This is a genomic window from Pararhodobacter sp. CCB-MM2, from assembly GCF_001691415.1.
Classification (GTDB): domain Bacteria; phylum Pseudomonadota; class Alphaproteobacteria; order Rhodobacterales; family Rhodobacteraceae; genus Pararhodobacter.
In genome coordinates this window covers 67,051-86,028 of record NZ_LRRR01000019.1, presented here as the reverse complement: position 1 = coordinate 86,028, position 18,978 = coordinate 67,051, and the positions used below count along the sequence as shown (strand labels likewise).

18 protein-coding genes are annotated in these 18,978 nt (G+C 67.3%); 13 read left to right on the top strand and 5 right to left on the bottom strand.

Going from position 1 to position 18,978, the window contains the following annotated elements; genetic code table 11:
- From tsaB to BCY78_RS16765, 4 genes are all read right to left on the bottom strand, one after another.
- Positions 1 to 579: a tRNA (adenosine(37)-N6)-threonylcarbamoyltransferase complex dimerization subunit type 1 TsaB gene (gene tsaB, locus BCY78_RS16780; RefSeq protein ID WP_083195097.1), complete on the bottom strand. Its 579-nt coding sequence runs from the start codon at positions 577 to 579 to the stop codon at positions 1 to 3.
- Positions 569 to 1,126, bottom strand: coding sequence for a NifU family protein (locus BCY78_RS16775; RefSeq protein ID WP_068304209.1), 558 nt, complete (start codon positions 1,124 to 1,126; stop codon positions 569 to 571). Before BCY78_RS16775 ends, tsaB begins: the two co-directional genes overlap by 11 nt.
- 90 nt (positions 1,127 to 1,216) lie before the next feature.
- A complete protein-coding gene (locus BCY78_RS16770; RefSeq protein ID WP_068304207.1) occupies positions 1,217 to 1,558 on the bottom strand; it encodes a PilZ domain-containing protein in 342 nt (113 codons plus the stop codon).
- 3 nt (positions 1,559 to 1,561) lie between these two features.
- Positions 1,562 to 1,855 (bottom strand): PilZ domain-containing protein, encoded by a 294-nt coding sequence (locus BCY78_RS16765; protein ID WP_083195096.1) that lies wholly within the window; start codon positions 1,853 to 1,855, stop codon positions 1,562 to 1,564.
- A gap of 175 nt (positions 1,856 to 2,030) precedes the next feature.
- Here BCY78_RS16765 and clpB point away from each other — a divergent pair, with 175 nt between their 5' ends.
- The 11 genes from clpB to BCY78_RS16710 all read left to right on the top strand — a co-directional run bounded on the left by clpB (position 2,031) and on the right by BCY78_RS16710 (position 16,343).
- Complete coding sequence (gene clpB, locus BCY78_RS16760; RefSeq protein WP_068304203.1) at positions 2,031 to 4,646, top strand: ATP-dependent chaperone ClpB; 2,616 nt, start codon at positions 2,031 to 2,033, stop codon at positions 4,644 to 4,646.
- Positions 4,647 to 4,788: 142 nt separating this feature from the next.
- A complete protein-coding gene (locus BCY78_RS16755) occupies positions 4,789 to 5,970 on the top strand; it encodes an NADH:flavin oxidoreductase/NADH oxidase (RefSeq protein ID WP_068304201.1) in 1,182 nt (393 codons plus the stop codon).
- A gap of 107 nt (positions 5,971 to 6,077) precedes the next feature.
- Positions 6,078 to 7,223 carry a lytic murein transglycosylase gene (locus BCY78_RS16750; RefSeq protein ID WP_068304199.1) on the top strand — a complete coding sequence of 382 codons (1,146 nt, stop codon included), beginning with the start codon at positions 6,078 to 6,080 and terminating at the stop codon, positions 7,221 to 7,223.
- A gap of 81 nt (positions 7,224 to 7,304) precedes the next feature.
- Positions 7,305 to 8,243, top strand: coding sequence for a nucleoside hydrolase (locus tag BCY78_RS25285; protein ID WP_068304197.1), 939 nt, complete (start codon positions 7,305 to 7,307; stop codon positions 8,241 to 8,243).
- Positions 8,244 to 10,106 (top strand): adenine deaminase, encoded by a 1,863-nt coding sequence (locus BCY78_RS16740; RefSeq protein WP_068304195.1) that lies wholly within the window; start codon positions 8,244 to 8,246, stop codon positions 10,104 to 10,106. It abuts the gene before it with no gap.
- Positions 10,107 to 10,266: 160 nt separating this feature from the next.
- A complete protein-coding gene (locus BCY78_RS16735; RefSeq protein ID WP_199523174.1) occupies positions 10,267 to 11,298 on the top strand; it encodes an ABC transporter substrate-binding protein in 1,032 nt (343 codons plus the stop codon).
- Between the two features lie 137 nt (positions 11,299 to 11,435).
- On the top strand, positions 11,436 to 12,272 hold the full coding sequence (locus BCY78_RS16730; protein WP_068304193.1) for an ABC transporter permease: 837 nt from the start codon (positions 11,436 to 11,438) through the stop codon (positions 12,270 to 12,272).
- Positions 12,273 to 12,284: 12 nt separating this feature from the next.
- Complete coding sequence (locus BCY78_RS16725) at positions 12,285 to 13,073, top strand: ABC transporter permease (protein WP_068304191.1); 789 nt, start codon at positions 12,285 to 12,287, stop codon at positions 13,071 to 13,073.
- A gap of 8 nt (positions 13,074 to 13,081) precedes the next feature.
- A complete protein-coding gene (locus BCY78_RS16720; protein WP_068304189.1) occupies positions 13,082 to 14,143 on the top strand; it encodes an ABC transporter ATP-binding protein in 1,062 nt (353 codons plus the stop codon).
- The gene (locus tag BCY78_RS16715; RefSeq protein WP_068304187.1) at positions 14,140 to 15,459 is read left to right on the top strand and encodes an amidohydrolase family protein; all 1,320 of its coding nucleotides are present in this window, start codon (positions 14,140 to 14,142) and stop codon (positions 15,457 to 15,459) included. Before BCY78_RS16720 ends, BCY78_RS16715 begins: the two co-directional genes overlap by 4 nt.
- Entirely contained in the window at positions 15,456 to 16,343 is an 888-nt protein-coding gene (locus BCY78_RS16710; protein ID WP_068304185.1) for a nucleoside hydrolase, read from the top strand. The genes BCY78_RS16715 and BCY78_RS16710 overlap by 4 nt, the downstream gene beginning before the upstream one ends.
- Here BCY78_RS16710 and BCY78_RS16705 read toward each other — a convergent pair.
- Entirely contained in the window at positions 16,333 to 17,490 is a 1,158-nt protein-coding gene (locus BCY78_RS16705) for a M20 aminoacylase family protein (RefSeq protein WP_068304223.1), read from the bottom strand. The genes BCY78_RS16710 and BCY78_RS16705 overlap by 11 nt on opposite strands.
- Positions 17,491 to 17,565: 75 nt before the next feature.
- On the opposite strand from BCY78_RS16705, the gene BCY78_RS16700 reads away from it, so the two are divergent.
- Both BCY78_RS16700 and BCY78_RS16695 read left to right on the top strand, forming a co-directional pair.
- Complete coding sequence (locus BCY78_RS16700; protein WP_068304183.1) at positions 17,566 to 18,246, top strand: phosphoribosyltransferase; 681 nt, start codon at positions 17,566 to 17,568, stop codon at positions 18,244 to 18,246.
- Positions 18,247 to 18,313: 67 nt separating this feature from the next.
- Complete coding sequence (locus tag BCY78_RS16695; protein ID WP_068304181.1) at positions 18,314 to 18,877, top strand: exonuclease domain-containing protein; 564 nt, start codon at positions 18,314 to 18,316, stop codon at positions 18,875 to 18,877.
- Positions 18,878 to 18,978: the final 101 nt, after the last annotated feature.

Here is an 18,978-nt window from a genome sequence, read left to right as displayed (position 1 = left end):
TCAATGGCAAAGCCCATCTTCGGCGGCAAAGCAGGCAGTTCCGACAGCCGCGCCATCAGTTCCGAGGCGAGGCGATGGGTATCCCCGCCGTCGGCCCAGGTCGGCGCGGTGACGATGTTGCGGCGGGGCTCGGGGTCGGAATCCGGGGGGAGTAGAAGAAGATGGGTCGGGTGGGCGAGCAGGAAGGGTGGGGGCGGCGCCGGGGGCGCGGACCCAGGCTTGGCCGCGCAGGGCGGCGACGGCGACGGGGCGTTCGGGGGCGTCGAGGGCGACGGCATCGAAGCGGTCGACGCCGATGGCCGGAATGCCGAGGCCGAGCGCGAGGCCGCGGGCCGCGGCGCAGGTGATGCGGATGCCGGTGAAATTACCGGGTCCGATCCCGGCGCCGAGGGCGTCGAGTTGGTCCCAGGTGATCCCGGCCGCATCGAGAACGGCTTGCAGCGCGGGCATCAGTGCCTCGCCCTGGCCCTTGGGCAGATCTTGGTGGTGGTGGGCCAGAACGGAATCGCCCCGGATCACCGCACAGGCGATCCAGGGGCCGGAAGTATCGAAGCCGAGAACGGTTGCGTCAGACGGCAACCTGACGGACCTCGGTCACCTCGGGGATGTAATGGCGCAGCAGGTTCTCGATGCCCATCTTCAGGGTCATCGTCGACGAGGGGCAGCCGGCGCAGGCGCCCTTCATGTGCAGATAGACCACGCCGCGGTCGAAACCGTGGAAGGTGATGTCGCCGCCGTCCTGCGCCACGGCTGGGCGCACGCGGGTGTCGAGCAGTTCCTTGATCTGGTCCACAACCTCGCCATCCGGGCCTTCCTGGGTGGCGTGGGCCGATTCCGTCTCGCCTTCGATGGCGGGGCGGCCGGATTGGTAATGCTCGAGGATCGCGCCGAGGATCGAGGGTTTGGCATGGGCCCAGTCGGTGCCCTCAGCCTTGGTCACGGTGATGAAATCGGCGCCGAGGAAGACACCGGTCACGCCCGGTGCGGCGAAGATCGCGCGGGCCAGCGGCGAGGTGCCGGCGCTGGCTTCGTCCGGGAAATCGGCGGTGCCCCGGCCCAGCACATCCTGACCCGGCAGGAATTTCAGCGTGGCAGGGTTCGGGGTGGATTCAGTCTGGATGAACATGCGCGAGCCTCCGTTTGACGGGGATATGAGCGCGCGGGGCCAAGCTGTCAAGGAAGCTGGCCTATCCTTCGCCGTGGCGGGGGCGCGTGGTCAGCGCAGCTCGCGCAGGCCGACATGGAGATGGCTGCGACCGGGAGTGCTGCGGGCGCCGGTGACAGTGGCGCGCAGGCGGGTCACGTCAGAGGGCGGCAGGATCCGGTCGAAACGCAGGCCCAGCATGTCGGCGCGGTTCCAGCGCACCTGCGCTTCCAGCGGCGGGCGGCCGGGTAGCAGGTCAAGCGATACGCGATCGCCCGGCTGGAGCGAGCCGTGATGCACGAGGCGCGCGCCGGTCTGCGAGATGTTGATCACCTCGGTCGGGGCGCGACCGGCCTTGGAATGAAGGACGGCCTTCAATTCGCAGGGGAAGCGGTGTTCACGGTAGGTCTTCATCGTTTAATACCCGGCGCCGCGACCCAGAATTTGCGTGATCTGGTAGTCGCTCAACGGGCTTTCGAACATCAGCCCGCAGGTGTCGTCGAAATGCCAGCGAACCTCGGCCGGGTGGTGTTGGCCGGCAACGCTGATATCGACCCAATCGCCGATGTTGAGCTTTCCTTCCGGCACGCCCAACAGTCGGGCACCGCCCGAGGACACATTGCCCAAGGTGCAGTCGAAGGCCCCCATCGGGGCGCGGACCTGTACGAAGGCCCGTGAGGCGAGGCGTGGTGCGCGCTCTCTATAGATCATGGCGACGTCTCCCAGTGACGTTTTTACCAATCTTCCGCATTCAACCTTGAGGTGCGGTTAACAGGCGCCTTGATCGGGAAAAAAACCTCCCCACATAGGGATCGAGGCCCGCAAGGGGCACGCGCCGATGGTCGGGCGTGCCGCGACAGACGGGCGCTTTAGAACGGAGAACGCGATGAACCTTGAAAAGTTCACGGAACGGGCGCGTGGATTCCTCCAAGCTGCCAATACGATAGCCGCTCGCGAAAGCCATCAGCGGCTCAGCCCCGAACATCTGCTGAAAGCCCTGATGGATGACGATCAGGGCATGGCGTCGAACCTCATTCGCCGCGCCGGGGGCAACCCTGAGCGTGTGGCCCAGGCCGTCGATCTGGCGATTGGTAAACATGCCAAGGTCTCGGGCGATGCGGGGCAGGTCTACACCGATTCGGCGCTGGTTCGCGTGCTGGATGAGGCCGAGAAGCTGGCCCAGAAAGCCGGTGACAGCTATGTCCCGGTCGAGCGTCTGCTCATGGCGTTGGCGATGGTCAAATCGCCCGCCAAGGAGGCTTTGGACGCCGGCGCGGTGACCGCGCAGGGGCTGAATGCCGCGATCAACGACATCCGCAAGGGCCGCACCGCCGACAGTGCCAATGCCGAGGACAGCTTCGAGGCGTTGAAGAAATATGCCCGCGACCTGACGCAGGCGGCGCGCGACGGCAAGATCGATCCCATCATTGGCCGCGACGAGGAAATCCGCCGCGCCATGCAGGTGCTCAGCCGCCGCTCGAAGAACAACCCGGTGCTGATCGGGGAGCCCGGCGTCGGCAAGACCGCCATCGCCGAGGGCCTCGCGCTGCGCATCGTCAACGGCGATGTGCCCGAGAGCCTGCGCGACAAGACCTTGATGGCGCTCGATATGGGCGCGTTGATCGCCGGGGCGAAATACCGGGGTGAGTTCGAGGAGCGTCTGAAAGGCATCCTCAACGAGGTCACCGCGGCGGCGGGCGAGATCATCCTGTTCATCGACGAGATGCATACCCTCGTGGGCGCCGGCAAGGCCGATGGCGCGATGGATGCGGCGAACCTGATCAAGCCGGCTTTGGCCCGGGGCGAGCTGCACTGCATCGGCGCCACGACGCTCGATGAATACCGCAAGCATGTGGAGAAGGACGCGGCTTTGGCCCGTCGCTTCCAGCCGGTGCTCATTGAGGAGCCGACGGTCGAGGACACGGTGTCGATCCTGCGCGGGATCAAGGAGAAATACGAACTCCACCACGGCATCCGGATCTCGGATTCGGCGCTGGTGGCGGCGGCGACCCTGTCGCATCGCTACATCACCGACCGCTTCCTGCCGGATAAGGCCATCGACCTGATGGACGAGGCCGCCTCGCGCCTGCGCATGCAGATTGACAGTAAGCCCGAGGAGCTGGACGCGCTGGATCGCGACATCCTGCAAAAGCAGATCGAGGTCGAGGCGCTGAAGAAGGAAGATGACGCCGCCTCGCGCGACCGGCTGGTGAAGCTGGAAGCCGAGCTGGCAGACCTTCAGCAGCAATCGACGGCGATGACCGCCACCTGGCAGGCCGAGCGTGACGCACTGGAAGCGGCGCGCGGGCTGAAAGAGAAGCTGGAAAAGGCGCGCGTCGATCTAGATGGCGCGAAACGCACCGGCGACTTCGCCAAGGCGGGTCAGCTGCAATACGGCACGATCCCGGAACTGGAGCGGGCATTGGCCGAGGCCGAGGCGCGCGATGCCGAGAAGATGGTCGGCGATGCCGTCCGGCCCGAGCAGATCGCCGAGGTCGTCGAGCGTTGGACCGGCATCCCGACCACGCGGATGCTGGAGGGTGAGCGCGAGAAGCTCCTGCGCATGGAAGAGGGCCTGCACAAGCGGGTCATCGGCCAGAACCACGCGGTCCATGCGGTGGCCAATGCCGTCCGCCGGGCGCGCGCTGGGCTGAACGACGAGAACCGTCCGCTGGGCTCGTTCCTGTTCCTTGGGCCGACCGGGGTGGGCAAGACCGAACTGACCAAGGCCGTTGCCGAGTTCCTCTTCGACGACGACCAGGCGATGGTGCGCATCGACATGTCGGAATACATGGAGAAGCACTCGGTCGCCCGTCTGATCGGCGCGCCTCCGGGCTATGTCGGCTATGACGAGGGCGGGGTGCTGACCGAAGCTGTGCGGCGCCGGCCCTATCAGGTCGTGCTGTTCGACGAGGTCGAGAAGGCGCATCCCGACGTGTTCAACGTGCTGCTGCAGGTGCTGGACGACGGCGTCCTCACCGACAGTCAGGGCCGCACGGTGGACTTCAAGCAGACGCTGATCATCCTGACTTCGAACCTCGGTTCGCAGGCCCTGAGCCAGCTGCCCGAGGGGATGGATGCCTCTGAAGCCAAGGGCCATGTGATGGAGGCCGTCCGGGCGCATTTCCGGCCGGAGTTCCTGAACCGTCTGGATGAGACGATCATCTTCGACCGGCTGAAGCGCGCGGATATGGACGGCATCGTCAAGATCCAGCTGCGGCGTCTGGAGAAGCGGCTGCAATCGCGCAAGATCGAGCTGTCGCTCGACGATGCGGCGCGGACCTGGCTGGCCGACAAAGGCTACGACCCGGTCTATGGCGCGCGTCCGCTGAAGCGGGTGATCCAGCGCTACCTGCAGGATCCGCTGGCGCAGGGGCTTCTGGCCGGCGACATCCTCGATGGCGCGACGGTGCCGGTCTCGGCCGGGCCCGAGGGGCTGATCATCAATGGTCAGACCCATGGCACGGACGAAGACCAGCCGCGCATGAAGGTCGTGCACTGACCCTTGCCTGAGATGACGCAGGGCGCCCCTCGGGGCGCCCTTTGCATTTCCATCCTTGTGAAAGTCGCGCTGCCCGAGGGGCTTTCCCTTGCCAGCGCAAGTCGCGCCCGCTTTCCTTCCGCGTGGCCAGAGGGGGAGAGTCATGGCGAAACTGTTCGAGCCGCTCACGATCGGCGGCGTCACGCTGCCCAACCGCATTCAGGTCTCGCCCATGTGCCAATATTCGGCCGTCGAGGGCGTGGCGCAGGACTGGCATCTGATCCATCTCGGCGGGTTGATGATGTCCGGCGCCGGGCTGCTCATCGCCGAGGCAACGGCGGTCGAGCCTGCAGGGCGCATCACTCATGGCTGTTTGGGCCTGTGGAACGACGCGCAGGAGGCGGCGCTGACGGATCTGGTGGCGCGTATCCGGCCCCTGTCCTCGGCACGGCTGGGGATCCAGCTCAGCCATGCCGGGCGGCGCGGCTCGGCCCGCAGCATCGCCGACCGGGGCCGCGGCGAATCCCTGCCGCCCGAGGAAGGCGCCTGGACCACCAAGGGCCCTTCAGCGCTGGCCTATAATGACCAATGGGCGGTGCCTGAGGCGATGAGCGTCGAGGCCATCACCCAGCTGACCCGCGCCTTCGCCGAGAGCGCCTCACGCGCGGTCAGGGCGGGGTTCGAGGTGATCGAGATCCATGGCGCGCATGGCTATCTTCTGCACCAGTTCCTCTCGCCCCGCACCAATCACCGCACCGACGCCTATGGCGGCTCACCCGAGGGGCGGATGCGTTTTCCGCTGGAGGTGGTGGAGGCCGTCCGCGCCGTCCTCCCCGCCCATTGCGCGCTGGGCTTCCGCGTCAACAGCACGGATTGGCACCCCGAGGGGCTGAAGCTGGACGACGCTATGGTGCTGGCAGAGGCGCTGAAAGCGCGGGGCGTCGATTACGTCACGATGTCCGCCGGCAACCTCGTCCCTGATGCGCAGATCCCGCCCGCCAGCCCCGGCCATCAGGTCCCCTTCGCTGCGCGAGTCAAGGCCGAGACCGGGCTCACCGCCGCCGCCGTCGGCATGATCACGGACCCGCTGCAGGCCGAGGCGATCCTGACCGAAGGGCAGGCCGACATGATCGCGCTGGCGCGCGGTTTCCTCGACGATCCGCGCTGGGGCTGGCATGCGGCGGCGATGCTGGGGGTCGATGCCGACTACCCGCCGCAATACCTCCGCGCCCGGCCCAACAACTGGCGGGGCTATCACCGCGTCCACCCCGAGGCGAAGCGAGTCGACAGCGCGAAACAGGCCGACCGACCGAACAATTCCGGCTGGGATCGCCCGACAGGCTGACGGCTCCATCGGTCGGCAAGAAACCCGCGCGGCGGGCATTGCGCCATTGTGTCCGCGGCCCGGCTTCGGCACCATGGGCAAAAATGCATCGAAAGGTGAGCAGAACGATGCCGATCACACGCCGTTTCTTCGGGCTGGGCCTTCTGGGCCTCGGCCTGACCGCTTGTTCCTCGCCCGTGGTCTCACGCCTCGGCTCCACCATGGCCGAGGACCTGCCCGACGACCTGCGTCCCGCGCCCAATGCCGATTACGACGCCTGGGTCGCCGCCTTCCGCGAGCGCGCGATGGGGCAGGGGATCTCGCGCGGGACGCTGTCCACGGCGTTCCGGGGCGCGGGCTTTCTGCCGGGCGTCGTGACCCGCGACCGCAATCAGGTCGAGTTCCGCCGCACGCTGGAGGATTACCTCTCCATCGCCGCCTCGGACGAACGGGTGGAAAAGGGCCGCGCGGCCTTTGCCCGTCACCGCAGCACCCTGCGCGCGATCGAGGAGCGCACCGGCGTCGATGCCGCCATCGTCACGGCGATCTGGGGGCTGGAGAGCTATTTCGGCGAACGTCAGGGCCAGATCCCGGTGATCTCGGCCACCTCGACGCTGGCCTTTGAGGGGCGTCGCGGCCGGTATTTCGAGCGCGAGCTGATGGCCGCCCTGCGCATCGTGCAGAACGGGGATATCCCGGCCTCGCAGATGACCGGCAGCTGGGCTGGTGCGATGGGACATACGCAATGCATGCCGACGGTGTTTCAGGAATATGCCGTCGATTTCACCGGCGACGGCCGCCGCGACATCTGGTCCGAGGACCCGACAGACGCGCTGGCGACGACGGCCACCTATCTGCAGCGCCACGGCTGGCGTCGCGGTCTGCGCTGGGGCGGCGAGGTCGGCTACGGCGCGCCTGAAGGCCGGATCATCCAGCCGCAGGACGGCGGGCCGCGCTTTGCCACCACCGACAATTTCCGGGTGATCCGGCGCTATAACCCGTCCGACGCCTATGCGCTGGGCGTGGGACATCTGGCCGACCGGATCGCCGGAGGCGGCCCGCTGCGCGGCACCTTCCCGCCCGATGCCAATGGCTTGACCCGCACCGACCGGATCCGCCTGCAACAGCGGCTGACCGCGCAGGGCTTCGATACCGAGGGCGCGGATGGCGTGATCGGCTCGAACACCGAGGCCGCGATCCGTGCCTATCAGGCCAGCCGCGGGTTGGACGTGACCGGCACGCCCTCGCAGGCGCTGCTGCGCCAGCTGGGCTGACCGGCTGGACATCCCTGTCCCCTTGCGCGAAACGGGAGGGGAAGGGCGGCCCCGCCGCCACCCCCCACAGGACAGAGACGGATGCGGGACAGGTTGATCCTCGATACCGATGGCGGCGTCGATGACGCGCAGGCGCTGATGATGCTGATCGCGGCCGGCCGCGCGCCCGACGCCGTGACCACGGTCTTCGGCAATGTCGATCTGGAGGCCGCAACCGCGAATATCCTGACGACGCTGGCCACCTGCGGTCTGCCGGACCTGCCCGTCCACAAGGGCGCCGCGGCGGCCTTGGTCAACAAACCCATCGCCGCGCGTGAGATCCACGGGGCCGATGGCCTCGGCGGTGCCCCGCGGCCCGAAGTCCTGCCGGACGCTGCCAGTGCAGAGGGCGTGGCGTTCCTTATCTCAGAGCTTCGGGCGGCCATCGCCGGAGGCTGGAAGGTCGATCTGCTGATGATCGGGCCGCTCACCAACCTCGCGCTGGCGTTGCGGCAGGCGCCCGATTGCGCGGGCGGCGTGGGGCGGCTGGTGATCATGGGCGGCACCATCGACGGGCGCGGCAATGTCACCCCGGCGGCCGAGTTCAACATCTATGCCGACCCCGAGGCCGCGCAGATCGTGCTGACCGCGGGGTTGGAGACGGTGCTGGTGCCGTGGGAAACCTGCGCCAGCCACCGCATGCCGGGTGCCGATGTCGCCGCCCTGTTCGCCGGGCTTCAGGAGAGCGACAAGACCCGCTTCGCCGTCGCCCTGTCGAGCCACGCGATGAACGTCATCAAGGGCTTCACCGGCAAGGATTTCTTCCGCTTCGTCGATCCGATGGCCGCCGCGGTGATCATCGACCCCTCTGTGGTGACCGAGAGCCTGACCGCCTCGCTGGACGTGTCTCTGGCCCCCGGCCTTACGCGGGGGATGGTGATCGTTGATCCCTCGGGTCGGCTGGGCACACCGCCCGTGACCCTCGTGCGCAGCGCCGATGTGGCGAAGCTTGTGGCCCTCTATTCTGCCTCGGTGAATTGAATGACCCTGCCTGATGACCTGCTGATTTCGCCCAAGGACGAGGTGAAGATCCGCCAGCGCCTGACCCGCGTCGCCCGCGGCGAGCTGGAGGCCGACACCCGCCTGCGGGTTGGGCGTCTGCTGGACGTGCATTCGCGCATGTGGCTCGAGGATCAGGAGATCATCATCGCGGGCCGCCGCATCGCCTATACCGGGCCCTATGGGTCATGGCCGGGCAAGGCAGCGCAGGAGGTGGATCGTTCGGGTCTGGCGGCGGTGCCGGGCTTCGGCGAGGTGCACAAGCACATCGAATCCAGCCATGTCTCGCCGGAATGGGAGGCCGCGCTGGTCCTGCCCTTCGGCAACACCTGGACCTGCGAGGCGAGCCACGAATTCTCGAATGTGAACGGCGCGAAGACGCTGGAATTCTGGCTGGCCGCGCGGCTGGCGGGCAGCCCGCAGAAGATCTTCCCGCTGCCCGGCTCCGCCGTGCCGCCGACCGCCTATGAATGGGGCGGCGGCTGGTTCGGGCGTGACGAGCAGGCGCAATTCATGGCCGAAAGCCTGATGGTTGCGGGCCTCGATGAGGTGATGGACTGGCCCGCCGTTTGGTCGCCCCAGAACCCCTCGCATGACCGGCTCTGGGGCATGATCGAGGCCACCTTCGCCGCCCGGGGCGTGGTCGAGGGCCATGCCGCCGGGATCAAGGATCTGCCCAATATCAACGCCTTCGCGGCGGCGGGTCTGGCCTCGGACCACGAGGCCTGGACGGCCGAGGAGGTATTGGACAAGCTGCGGCGCGGCCTGTTCATGGAGCTGCGTCCGCATTCCGCGCGCGAGATGATCCAAGGCCTGCTGGCCGCCGGGCTGACGGAATGGAGCCAGTTCGCGCTGACGACAGATGACCGGTCGTGCTCGGACACGATGAAGATGGGCGCCACGGATTACAACGTGCGGCTGGCCATCGAGTCCGGCCTCTCGCCCGAGATCGCGATCCAGATGGTGACGATCAACCCCGCCCGCCACATGCGCCTGACGCCCTGGGTCGGCTCCATCGCGCCGGGCCGGTTCGCGGATGTGGTGCTGCTCGATGACGTCGCCAGCCTGTCCATCGCGCAAGTCTGGGCGGATGGGGAGCAGGTCTCGGAGGGCAAGCGCTACCTGAAGCCCGTGCCGAAGATCGACTGGCCGGAATGGGCGACGAAGACCGTCACCATCGACCGCCCGCTGAATGCCGAGGACTTCGCCATTAAGGCCGAGCCGGGGCGCGAGACGATGAGCGCGGCGCTGCTGCGGCCCTTCCACTGGGCGGATGACTTCCTGACCATGGACCTGCCGGTCAAGGACGGCGCGGTGCAGCGCGATCACAGCCGCAACGTGACCAAGTTCGCCATCGTCGACCGCTTCTCGGGCGAGGGGAAGACCTCGGCGATGTTCTGGTTGGGGACGGGTCCGAAGACTGCTGATTCGGCACTTGCCTGTTCGATGGGACACGATAAGCACAATATTTGGGCAGTTGGGTCGTCGGATGAGGCAATGGCCACGGCGGTCAACGCGCTCCGCGACAGCCAAGGCGGCTGGGCCTTGGTGCGCGAGGGCAAGCTGGTCGCAACCGTCGGTTACGAGATCGCCGGACTGATGACCTGCCGCGCCCCCGAGGAGCTAGATGCCGAGATGCAGCGGCTCTACGCGGAAGGCGCGAAAATCGAGTGGATGTATGAGCCTACCTACAGCCCACGCTGGTTCCCCGGCTTCCCCGAGCGTCTGGCCTTCGCAACCCTGACGTGCGCGCCTTGGCGCTGGGTGCTGGTCGCGCCCTCGCCTCTGGCACCGCAGGGCTTCGTCAATGTCGCCACCGGCGAGACGCATCCCGTGGTCTGGTGACCTCCGCCCTGATCACGCTCCGGTGACGCGATCCCTTGCGTCTGCCCCGGACCCTCCGGTACCCTTTCACGCGTTAAAGTCCGGCTCCGGACTTGCCCGGTGGATTATCCCCCGCGCCAGTGTTCCGGCGCCTTCCCATTTTCAGCCCGTGGATGACCTGATGCCCCGCTTGAAGACCCTTACCCTGTCCTCGCTTTCGACCCTCGCCCTTCTGGCCGCCGCACCGGCCTCGGCGACGACCTTCACCATCTCTTGGTGGGGCTTCAACGGCGACAAGCTGCAGGAGATCATCGTCAACCCGTTCCAGGAAATGTGCGGCTGTGAAGTCGTGTTCGAGACGGGCAACAACGGCGACCGTCTGAACCGCCTGCAGATGCGCTCGGGCGCGGGCGTCGATGTCATCTACCTGACCGACAGCTACAGCCAGACCGGCATCGAGCAGGGCCTGTTCCAGCCGATCGACCCGGCGCAGATCCCGAACATCTCGGAACTCTACGAGATGGCGCAGGCACCGCAGGGCGAATACGGCCCGGCCTATACCGTCGGTCGCATCGGTCTGGTCTACGATTCGGCCCGCGTGAACCCGCCGATCACCTCGTGGAACGATCTTTGGCGCGAAGATCTGGCGGGCATGATCGCCCTGCCGAACATCACCACCACCACCGGCCCGATGGTCGTGCTGAAAGCGGGCGATCATGCTGGCGTCAGCGCCTATGAGGATCAGGACGCCACCTTCGCCTCGCTGGCCGAGCTGGTGCCGAACGTGGTCACCAACTACAACACCGGCTCGGAGATGATTAACCTCTTCTCGACCGGCGAGATCGCCGTGTCGATGACGCAGGACTTCACCCTGAACCCGCTGCGCGCCGCCGTGCCGACCGTGGAATGGGCCGCGCTGGAAGACGGCGAGATCGCCGTTCTGAACACGATCAACATCCCGACGGGCTCGGAGAATGTCGAACTGGCGCACCAGTTCATCAACTTCGTGCTCTCGGCCGAGATCCAGCAGCAGCTGGCCGAGCAGGGCGTCGATGCCCCGGTCAACACCAATGTCACGCTGACCGACGAGCAAGCCGCGAGCTGGACCTATGGCGAGGAAGCCATCGGCCGTCTGCAGCGCATCGATTACAGCCAGCTGAACCCGGCCCGCAACGAGTGGCTGGACCTGTGGAACGAGACCTTCGGCATGTAATTCGGGCCTGAAATCCGGGCCTTAGCGCCCATCGAGCCGGCCCCGGAGACCCCGGGGCCGGTTTTTGCTACCCGGCCCAGCTTTTGCCAACCGTCTTTGCGACGAGGGCAGGGCAGGCCGCCAGAACGGATACGACCATGAAACGACTTGCCGGCTGGATGCTGGCCACACCGGCCACATTGGCGATCGCCCTCCTGTTGGTGATCCCGGTCGCAGGCACGATCGGCATGACCTTCGGCACGCCCGGTCAGGGCGATTGGGGCATCGTGCAGCCCTATGCCGATTTCTTCGCCTCGAATTTCCGCCGCCGCGTGCTGTGGCGCACCTTCGAGGTCGCGGGCTATGTCACCGTGATCTCGCTCGCCGCCGGGCTGGTGACCGCCTATGTCGTGGCGCGCTGCCCGGCCTGGACGAAATCCGTCCTCGTCGTGCTGGCGGTCTTCCCGCTGCTGACGGGCGTGATCGTGCGCTCCTTCGCCTGGCTGGTGCTTCTGGGCCGCGAGGGGATGGTGAACCAGTTCCTGATCTGGACCGGCCTGATCGACGGGCCGCTGACCATGCTCTACACCCCCGGCGCGGTGATCGTCGCCATGGTCTATATCTTCGTGCCACTGATGGTGCTGGTGCTGGTGGGCGTGCTCGAGAACATCCCTGAGGACCTGCTGCAGGCTTCCTCGTCTCTCGGCGCGGGCCCTGTTGCCAGCTTCTTTCAGGTCACCCTGCCGCTGGCCGTGCCCGGCCTCATCGTCGGTGCGGTGCTGGTCTTTACCGCCAGCTTCACCTCCTACGCGACACCCGCGCTGCTCGGCGGGACGCGGCAGATGATGATGGGCACCTTCCTGCATCAAAGCGCCATGGTGCGCTTCGACTGGCCCGGCGCGGCGGTTGTCGCGGCGATCATGCTGGCGGTGATCCTGGCGACCGTGCTGGTGATGACCCGTCTGGCGAAACGCCTCAACCCGATGGCGACCTGAGGATCACGACCTATGCCCACCCGCATCCACCCGCTTCTCATCGCCTTCACCGTCGTGGTCTACCTGTTCCTCTTGGGCCCGCTGATCATCATCTTCGGTGCCTCGCTCTCGGACACAACCTATCTAACCTTCCCGCCGCAGGGTCTGTCCCTGCGCTGGTTCGAGAATATCTGGGAAATCTCGGCCTTCCGCCGGACGATCGTCACCTCGTTGCAGATGGCCTTCCTTGGCACGCTGATCGCGCTGATCATCGGCATTCCCGCCGCCTATGCGCTGAACCGCCACCGCGTCTCGCTGCCGGCCTGGCTGTCGACGCTCTTCGTGTTGCCGATCCTCGTGCCCGAGATGGTGATCGGCTTCTCACTCCTGCGTTCGGTCACCGTGCAGATGGGCGTGCCCGTCTGGTACGCGCTGCTCATCGGCCATACGCTGCTGGTCATCCCCTATGTGATCCGCGTCGTCTCGGCCTCGCTCGCCTCCTTCGACTTCTCGGTCGAGGAAGCGGCGATCTCGCTCGGCTCGCATCCCGCGAAGACCTTCTTCACCATCGTGCTGCCGAACATCCGCTCGGGCGTGATCGCGGCCTTCATCCTCTCCTTCATCACCTCGATCAACGACGTCTCGGTCTCGCTGTTCCTGACCGGGCCGGGCATCTCGACGCTGCCGATCCAGCTGCTCGCGCATATGGAGCAGTTCTTCGATCCCACCATCGCCTCGGTGTCGGTGGTGCTGATGATGCTCACCATCGTCGTCATGATCATAGTCGAGCGCACGCTCGGCCTTGCCGTCGTCGCAAAATAAGAACCGCCATGACCCTGCCTCTGACCATCGAAAACATCACCGCCCATTACGGCTCGACCAAGGTGCTCGAGGACCTGTCGCTGTCCTTGGCCGAAGGCGAGCTTGTCTCGCTCCTTGGTGCCTCGGGCTGCGGCAAGACCACGACTTTGCGGCTGGTTGCGGGCTTCCTGCAGCCGACCTCGGGCGCGATCCGACTGGGCAGCAAAGACCTGACCCGGCTGCCTGCGCATCAGCGCGACATCGGGCTCGTGTTCCAGAACTACGCCCTCTTCCCGCACCTGACCGTGCGCGAGAACGTCGCCTTCGGCCTGAAGCAGCGCAAGGTTGCCTCGGCTGAGCGCACGAAGCGCGCCGATGCCATGCTGGACCGCGTGGGCCTCGCCCATCTGGCCGACCGCCTGCCCGCCGCCCTGTCCGGCGGCCAGAAGCAGCGGGTCGCCTTGGCCCGCGCGCTGGTCATCGAGCCGCCACTCCTGATGTTCGACGAGCCCCTCTCGAACCTCGACGCCAAGCTGCGCGTCGACATGCGCGTCGAGATCCGCCAGCTACAACGCGCCAATGGCACGACCGCGCTTTATGTGACCCATGATCAGGAGGAGGCCTTCTCGATCTCCGACCGCGTGGCGATCATGCATCAGGGCCGGATCATGCAGCTCGACACGCCCGAAACGCTGTATCAGCGCCCGGCCAATGCCTTCGTCGCCAATTTCGTCGGCTTCGAGAATATCGTCCCGCTGTCTGTCACCGCCCGCAACGGTGCCGAGGTGACTGCGCGCTCGGACTCCGGCGCCGAGCTGACCCTCTCGCAGGACCAGCTGGGCGCAATCCCCGACCGCTTCCTGCTGGCGACGCGCCCCGATGGGTTGCAGGTCTCGACCGACCCCGCCGCCGTGGGCCTGCCCGCCGAGCTGGGCCTGCGCACCTATCTCGGCCGCGCCTACCAGTATCAGGCGCAGGCGGGCGGGTTGTCCTTGGTCGCGAACGGCCCGTTGTCGCAGCCTCTGGAGACCGGTACCGCCGCGAAGCTGGTGCCGAACCCCGAGCAATGCGCGATCCTGCAACCGGAATGAGCCTCGTTCTGACCAATGCCTGGGTCGTGACGATGGACCCGGCCCTGACCGAGTACCGCAAGGGCTGGGTGAAGATCGAGGGCGACCGGATCGTGGCACTGGGCGAGGGCCCGGCGCCCGAGGCGGATCAGACGCTCGACATGGGCGGCGATGTGGTGATGCCGGGCATGGTGAACCCGCATTGCCACCTGCCGATGTCGCTGTTCCGGGGCTTGGGCGAGGATGTCGACGACCGGCTCTTCCGCTACATCCTGCCGCTTGAGCGCAAGTTCGTCGCGCCCGAGATGGTGCGCGCGGGCACGGCTTTGTCGGCGCTGGAAACGATCATGGGCGGCGTCACCACGATCGCCGACATGTATTACTACGAGACGGTGATCGCCGAGGTGATGGATCAGGCAGGCCTGCGCGGCGTGCTGGGCCAGACGCTGGCTGATTTCGCTGCGCCCGATCACGCCAATTTCGACGAGGCCTTCGCGCTGTGCGATCAGCTGGCCGATCATCTGGCGGGGCATCCAAGGCTGCTGGCCTCCGTCGCCCCCCATGCGCCGTACTCGACGGGGCTGTCGGTGCTGGAACGGGCCGCGCGCTGGCATGACGACCATCCCGGCTCCCGCGTGCAGATCCATCTGGCCGAGACCGTGCCGGAGTCGGAATGGGCCGCGCGCGACTACGGCATGACCACGACCGCGCTGGCGGCGAAATCGGGCATCCTCCGCCCCGGCACCGTGGCCGCGCATTGCCTGCTGATGAATGACGCGGATATCGAGATCTTCGCCGCCACCGGCGCCTCGGTCGCGCATAATGCGCGCTCGAACGGCAAGGGCGGGCGGGGCATGGCGCGCATCGAGGATCTGCGCCGCGCCGGTGTCGCCGTCGGCATCGCCACCGACGGGCCGATGAGCGGCAACACCTTGGATCTGTTCGCGCAATTCGGCCCGGTGTCGATCTTTGCCAAGATCCTTGGGAATTCGCGCAAGCCCCTGCCGGCGGTCGAGGTGATCCGCATGGCGACGCTGGAAGGCGCGAAGACGCTCGGTCTGGACGACAGGACCGGCTCGCTCGAGGTCGGCAAGCAGGCGGATCTGATCCGGATCTCGCTCGACGCGCCGCGGCTGCACCCGATCTATGACGTCTATTCCATGCTGGTCTTTGCCGCGATGCCGGACGATGTGCAGGACACGATGGTCGCGGGCGAATGGCTGATGCGCGACCGGCAGGTGCTGACGCTCGAGCGCGCTAAGGTCATGGCCGATGCGCTGCAGGTCGCCGGCCAGTTCAAGGCCGAGATGGCCGCTATCGACGGGGCGAAAGCATGAAGGTCATCATCGACACGGACCCCGGCCTCGATGACGCGGTGGCGATCCTCTATGCGCTGAACGAGCCCCGGTTCGACGTGCAGGCGATCACCACTGTCGCGGGGAACATCGGCCTCGACCGCACGACCGACAACGCCTTGCGGCTGGCCTCGGTCATGGCGGCCTCGGTCCCCGTGGCGCGCGGCGCGGCGCGGCCTCTGGCGGGCGCGGGCCTCAGCGAGGAGGCGATCCACGGCGCGGATGGTCTGGGTGGGGTGCAACTGCCCGACCCGCTGGCCGAGGCCGCGCCCGATGCCGTCGCACTGCTGGCCGAGCGGCTGATGGCGGAACCCGAGGGCAGCCTGACCATCCTCGCGCTGGCGCCGCTGACGAACCTCGCGCAGCTTCGCCGCCAGCACCCTGAGGCCTTCCTGCGGCTCAAGGGCATCATAGCCATGGGCGGCAATATCCATGAGATCGGCAATGCCGGACCCCATGCCGAGTTCAACCTCGCCGCCGACCCGCTGGCCGCGGATGAGGTCTTCGCCTCAGACGTGCCGGTGACACTGATCCCCTTGGACGTGACGCGCAAATTCCGCGCCTCGCCCGCCGATCTGGTCGAGCTGCGCGACAGTGGAGCGCCGGCAGCGGTCACCTCAGCCGCGCTGATCGAGGCGTATTTCACCGGCTCGGCCCGCGAGTCCCGGCCGCTGCACGACCCCTGCGTCATGCTGCTGGCGCTGGACCCCGCGCTCTTCGGCTGCGATGCGATGCACCTGCGGGTCGATACCGTCGAGCATCCCGGCCGTCTGATCCCCGACGAGACCCGCCCCGCAATCCAAGTGGCGATGAGGATCGAGGCCGAGGCGGTGAAGGCGATGCTTTGGAAAGGACTCAGCCGGTAAGTTCCGAGCGGACGAGCTGCGTCCAGAACGCCACGCCCGGCGCGATGGCGGCGTCGTTGAAATCATAGCGCGTGTTGTGATGCAGCGCGCCGTCGCGGGCCGGGCCGTTGCCGAGCCAGACGTAGCAGCCCGGCACCTCTTGCGAGAAGACGGCGAAATCGTCGCCGGCGGTCGAGGGCGGGAACGCCGTCCGCACCTTCGGCAGGGCGATCTGCGCGGCGGCCAGCGCGCGGGCGGTCGCGTCCTTGTCGTTGATCACGGGCGGCACGCCGCGGCGGTACTCGAAGGCGGCGGTGACGCCATGGGTCGCGGCGACGCCCTCGGCGATGCGCTTCAATTCCAGTTCCAGCTGGTCGCGGACCTCGGGCGAATAGGCGCGGGCGGTGCCGCCGATGCGGACTGTGTCCGGGATCACGTTCAGGGCCGAGAAATCCCCGCCCTCCAGCGCGCAGGCGCTGACCACGGCGGGTTGCAGCGGGTCGACGACCCGGGCGACGATGGTGTGGATCGCGGTCAGGAAGGCGCCCGCCGCGGGCATCGGGTCACGCCCCAGATGCGGCTTCGCGCCATGGGTGCCCTCGCCGGTGAAACTGACCTCCCAGCGGTCCGAGGACGCCAGCTGCGGCCCCTCGACCACGGCTATCTCGTCGGGATCGAGGCCGGGCATGTTGTGCAGCCCATAGACGCGATCCACCGGGAAACGCTGGAAAAACCCGTCCGCGACCATGCGCGCGGCGCCGCCGCGGCCTTCCTCGGCCGGTTGGAAGATGAAATGGACGGTGCCGTTGAAGCCGCCCTCGCGCGCCAGCTCTTGTGCGGCGCCCAGCAGCATCACTGTATGCCCGTCATGGCCACAGGCATGCATCCGGCCGGGGTTCTGGCTGGCATAGGGCAGGCCGGTCAGCTCGGGCATCGCCAGCGCATCCATATCGGCCCTTAGCGCGATGCGGCCCGGCCCGTTGCCGAGGGTCAGCGTGCCGACAACGCCGGTCTCGCCCAGACCACGATGCACGGTGATCCCGGCCTCGGCCAGCTTCTGCGCGACGATCTCGGCGGTGCGGGTCTCCTCGAACCCCAGTTCGGGATGGGCGTGCAGGTCGTGGCGCAGGGCGATGAGGGCGTCGAGATCGGTTTGGGGCAGGGGCATGGCTTGCAATTGGGTCAGGGGCTTTGTCATATCCACCCTCGCGCATCTGCCGGCCAAAGGCCAGAGGAACCCCCGATGACGACACTCGCCCCGCATGACTTCTGGCAGCAGATCTTCCCCGCAGGCACATTCGCCGCGCCCGAGGGCAGGCTGCACACGGGCTTTTACCCGGCGAGCCTGCCGGACGGGCGGCAGATCCAGCTGCCGATGCGGGTGCTGCCGGGGGACGGGACGCAGGGGGTGGCCTCGCTCATCGTCAATCAGGCGTCCTTCGCGGTGCTGGATGCGCTGATGGACGCGATGGCGGGGCATTGGCGCGACGCGGCGCCCGAGGTGGTGATCGGTGTGCCGACGCTGGGATTGCCGCTGGCCGAGGGCGTGGCGCGGCGGTTGGGGCACAGCCGCGTGGTGGCCCTGGGGACCTCGCGCAAGTTCTGGTACGACCCGGCGCTGTCCGAGCCCCTGAAGTCGATCACCACACCGGGCGGGGGCAAGGATATCTACCTCGACCCGCGCATGCTGCCGCTGCTGGAGGGCAAGCGGGTGCTGCTGGTGGATGATGTCGTCAGTTCCGGTGCCTCGATGGCCGCCGTGCTGCGGCTGTTGGCGAAGGCGGGGATCGCGCCGATGGGGATCTCGGTCGCCATGCAGCAGGGGACGCGATGGCAGGAGACGGTGCCCGGCGCGGACCGCATCAAAGGCGTGTTCCAGACGCCGATCCTTGAGGTCATCGAAGACGGTTTCCGCGCGCCGTGACCGCCGCACGGGTTCCGGTCCCCCGCGAAGGGCGCTACACCTTGCCCAGAACCGCGTGAGAGCTGCCTTGACCCATCTGCCTATCCCGCCGCTGCCCGAAGGGCCGTTCCGCTTCGCCGCGCTGGACGTCGAGACCGCGAACAACACGCGCGGGTCGATCTGCCAGATCGGCGTGGCTTTCGTGCGCGAGGATGGCGGGATCGAGACCTGGGTCACCCATGTCGATCCGCAGACCGAGGATTGGTCCTGCACCTGGGTCCATGGGATCACCGCCGAGACGGTCGCCGGCGCGCCGTTGTTTGCCGTGGCCTTGGCGCCGCTGGTCGAGGCGCTCTCGGGCATGGTGCTGTACCAGCATTCGACCTTCGACCGCGCGGCGATCAATGCGGCTTGCCTCAATGCGGGGATCGAGGCGCCGGTCTGGGATTGGCAGGATTCCGTCCGCGTGGCTCGCAAAGCCTGGCCTGAGTTGAAGGGGAAGGGCGGGCACGGGCTCGCCTCGCTCAAGCGCTATCTCAGCCTGCGGTTCCGCCACCATGACGCGGGCGAGGATGCACGGGCGGCGGCGCAGGTCGTGCTGCTGGCCGAAGCCGGGCACCGGCCCAACCACGCGCCGGAAGACCTGCTCTGACGCCGATGCGCTGGGGATTATCGCGAATCCCGAAAAGGTGTTTCGCTCAAACCTTGGGCAAAAACCCGGATAATTTGTTGCAATCGCACTCCTTTCGCGTG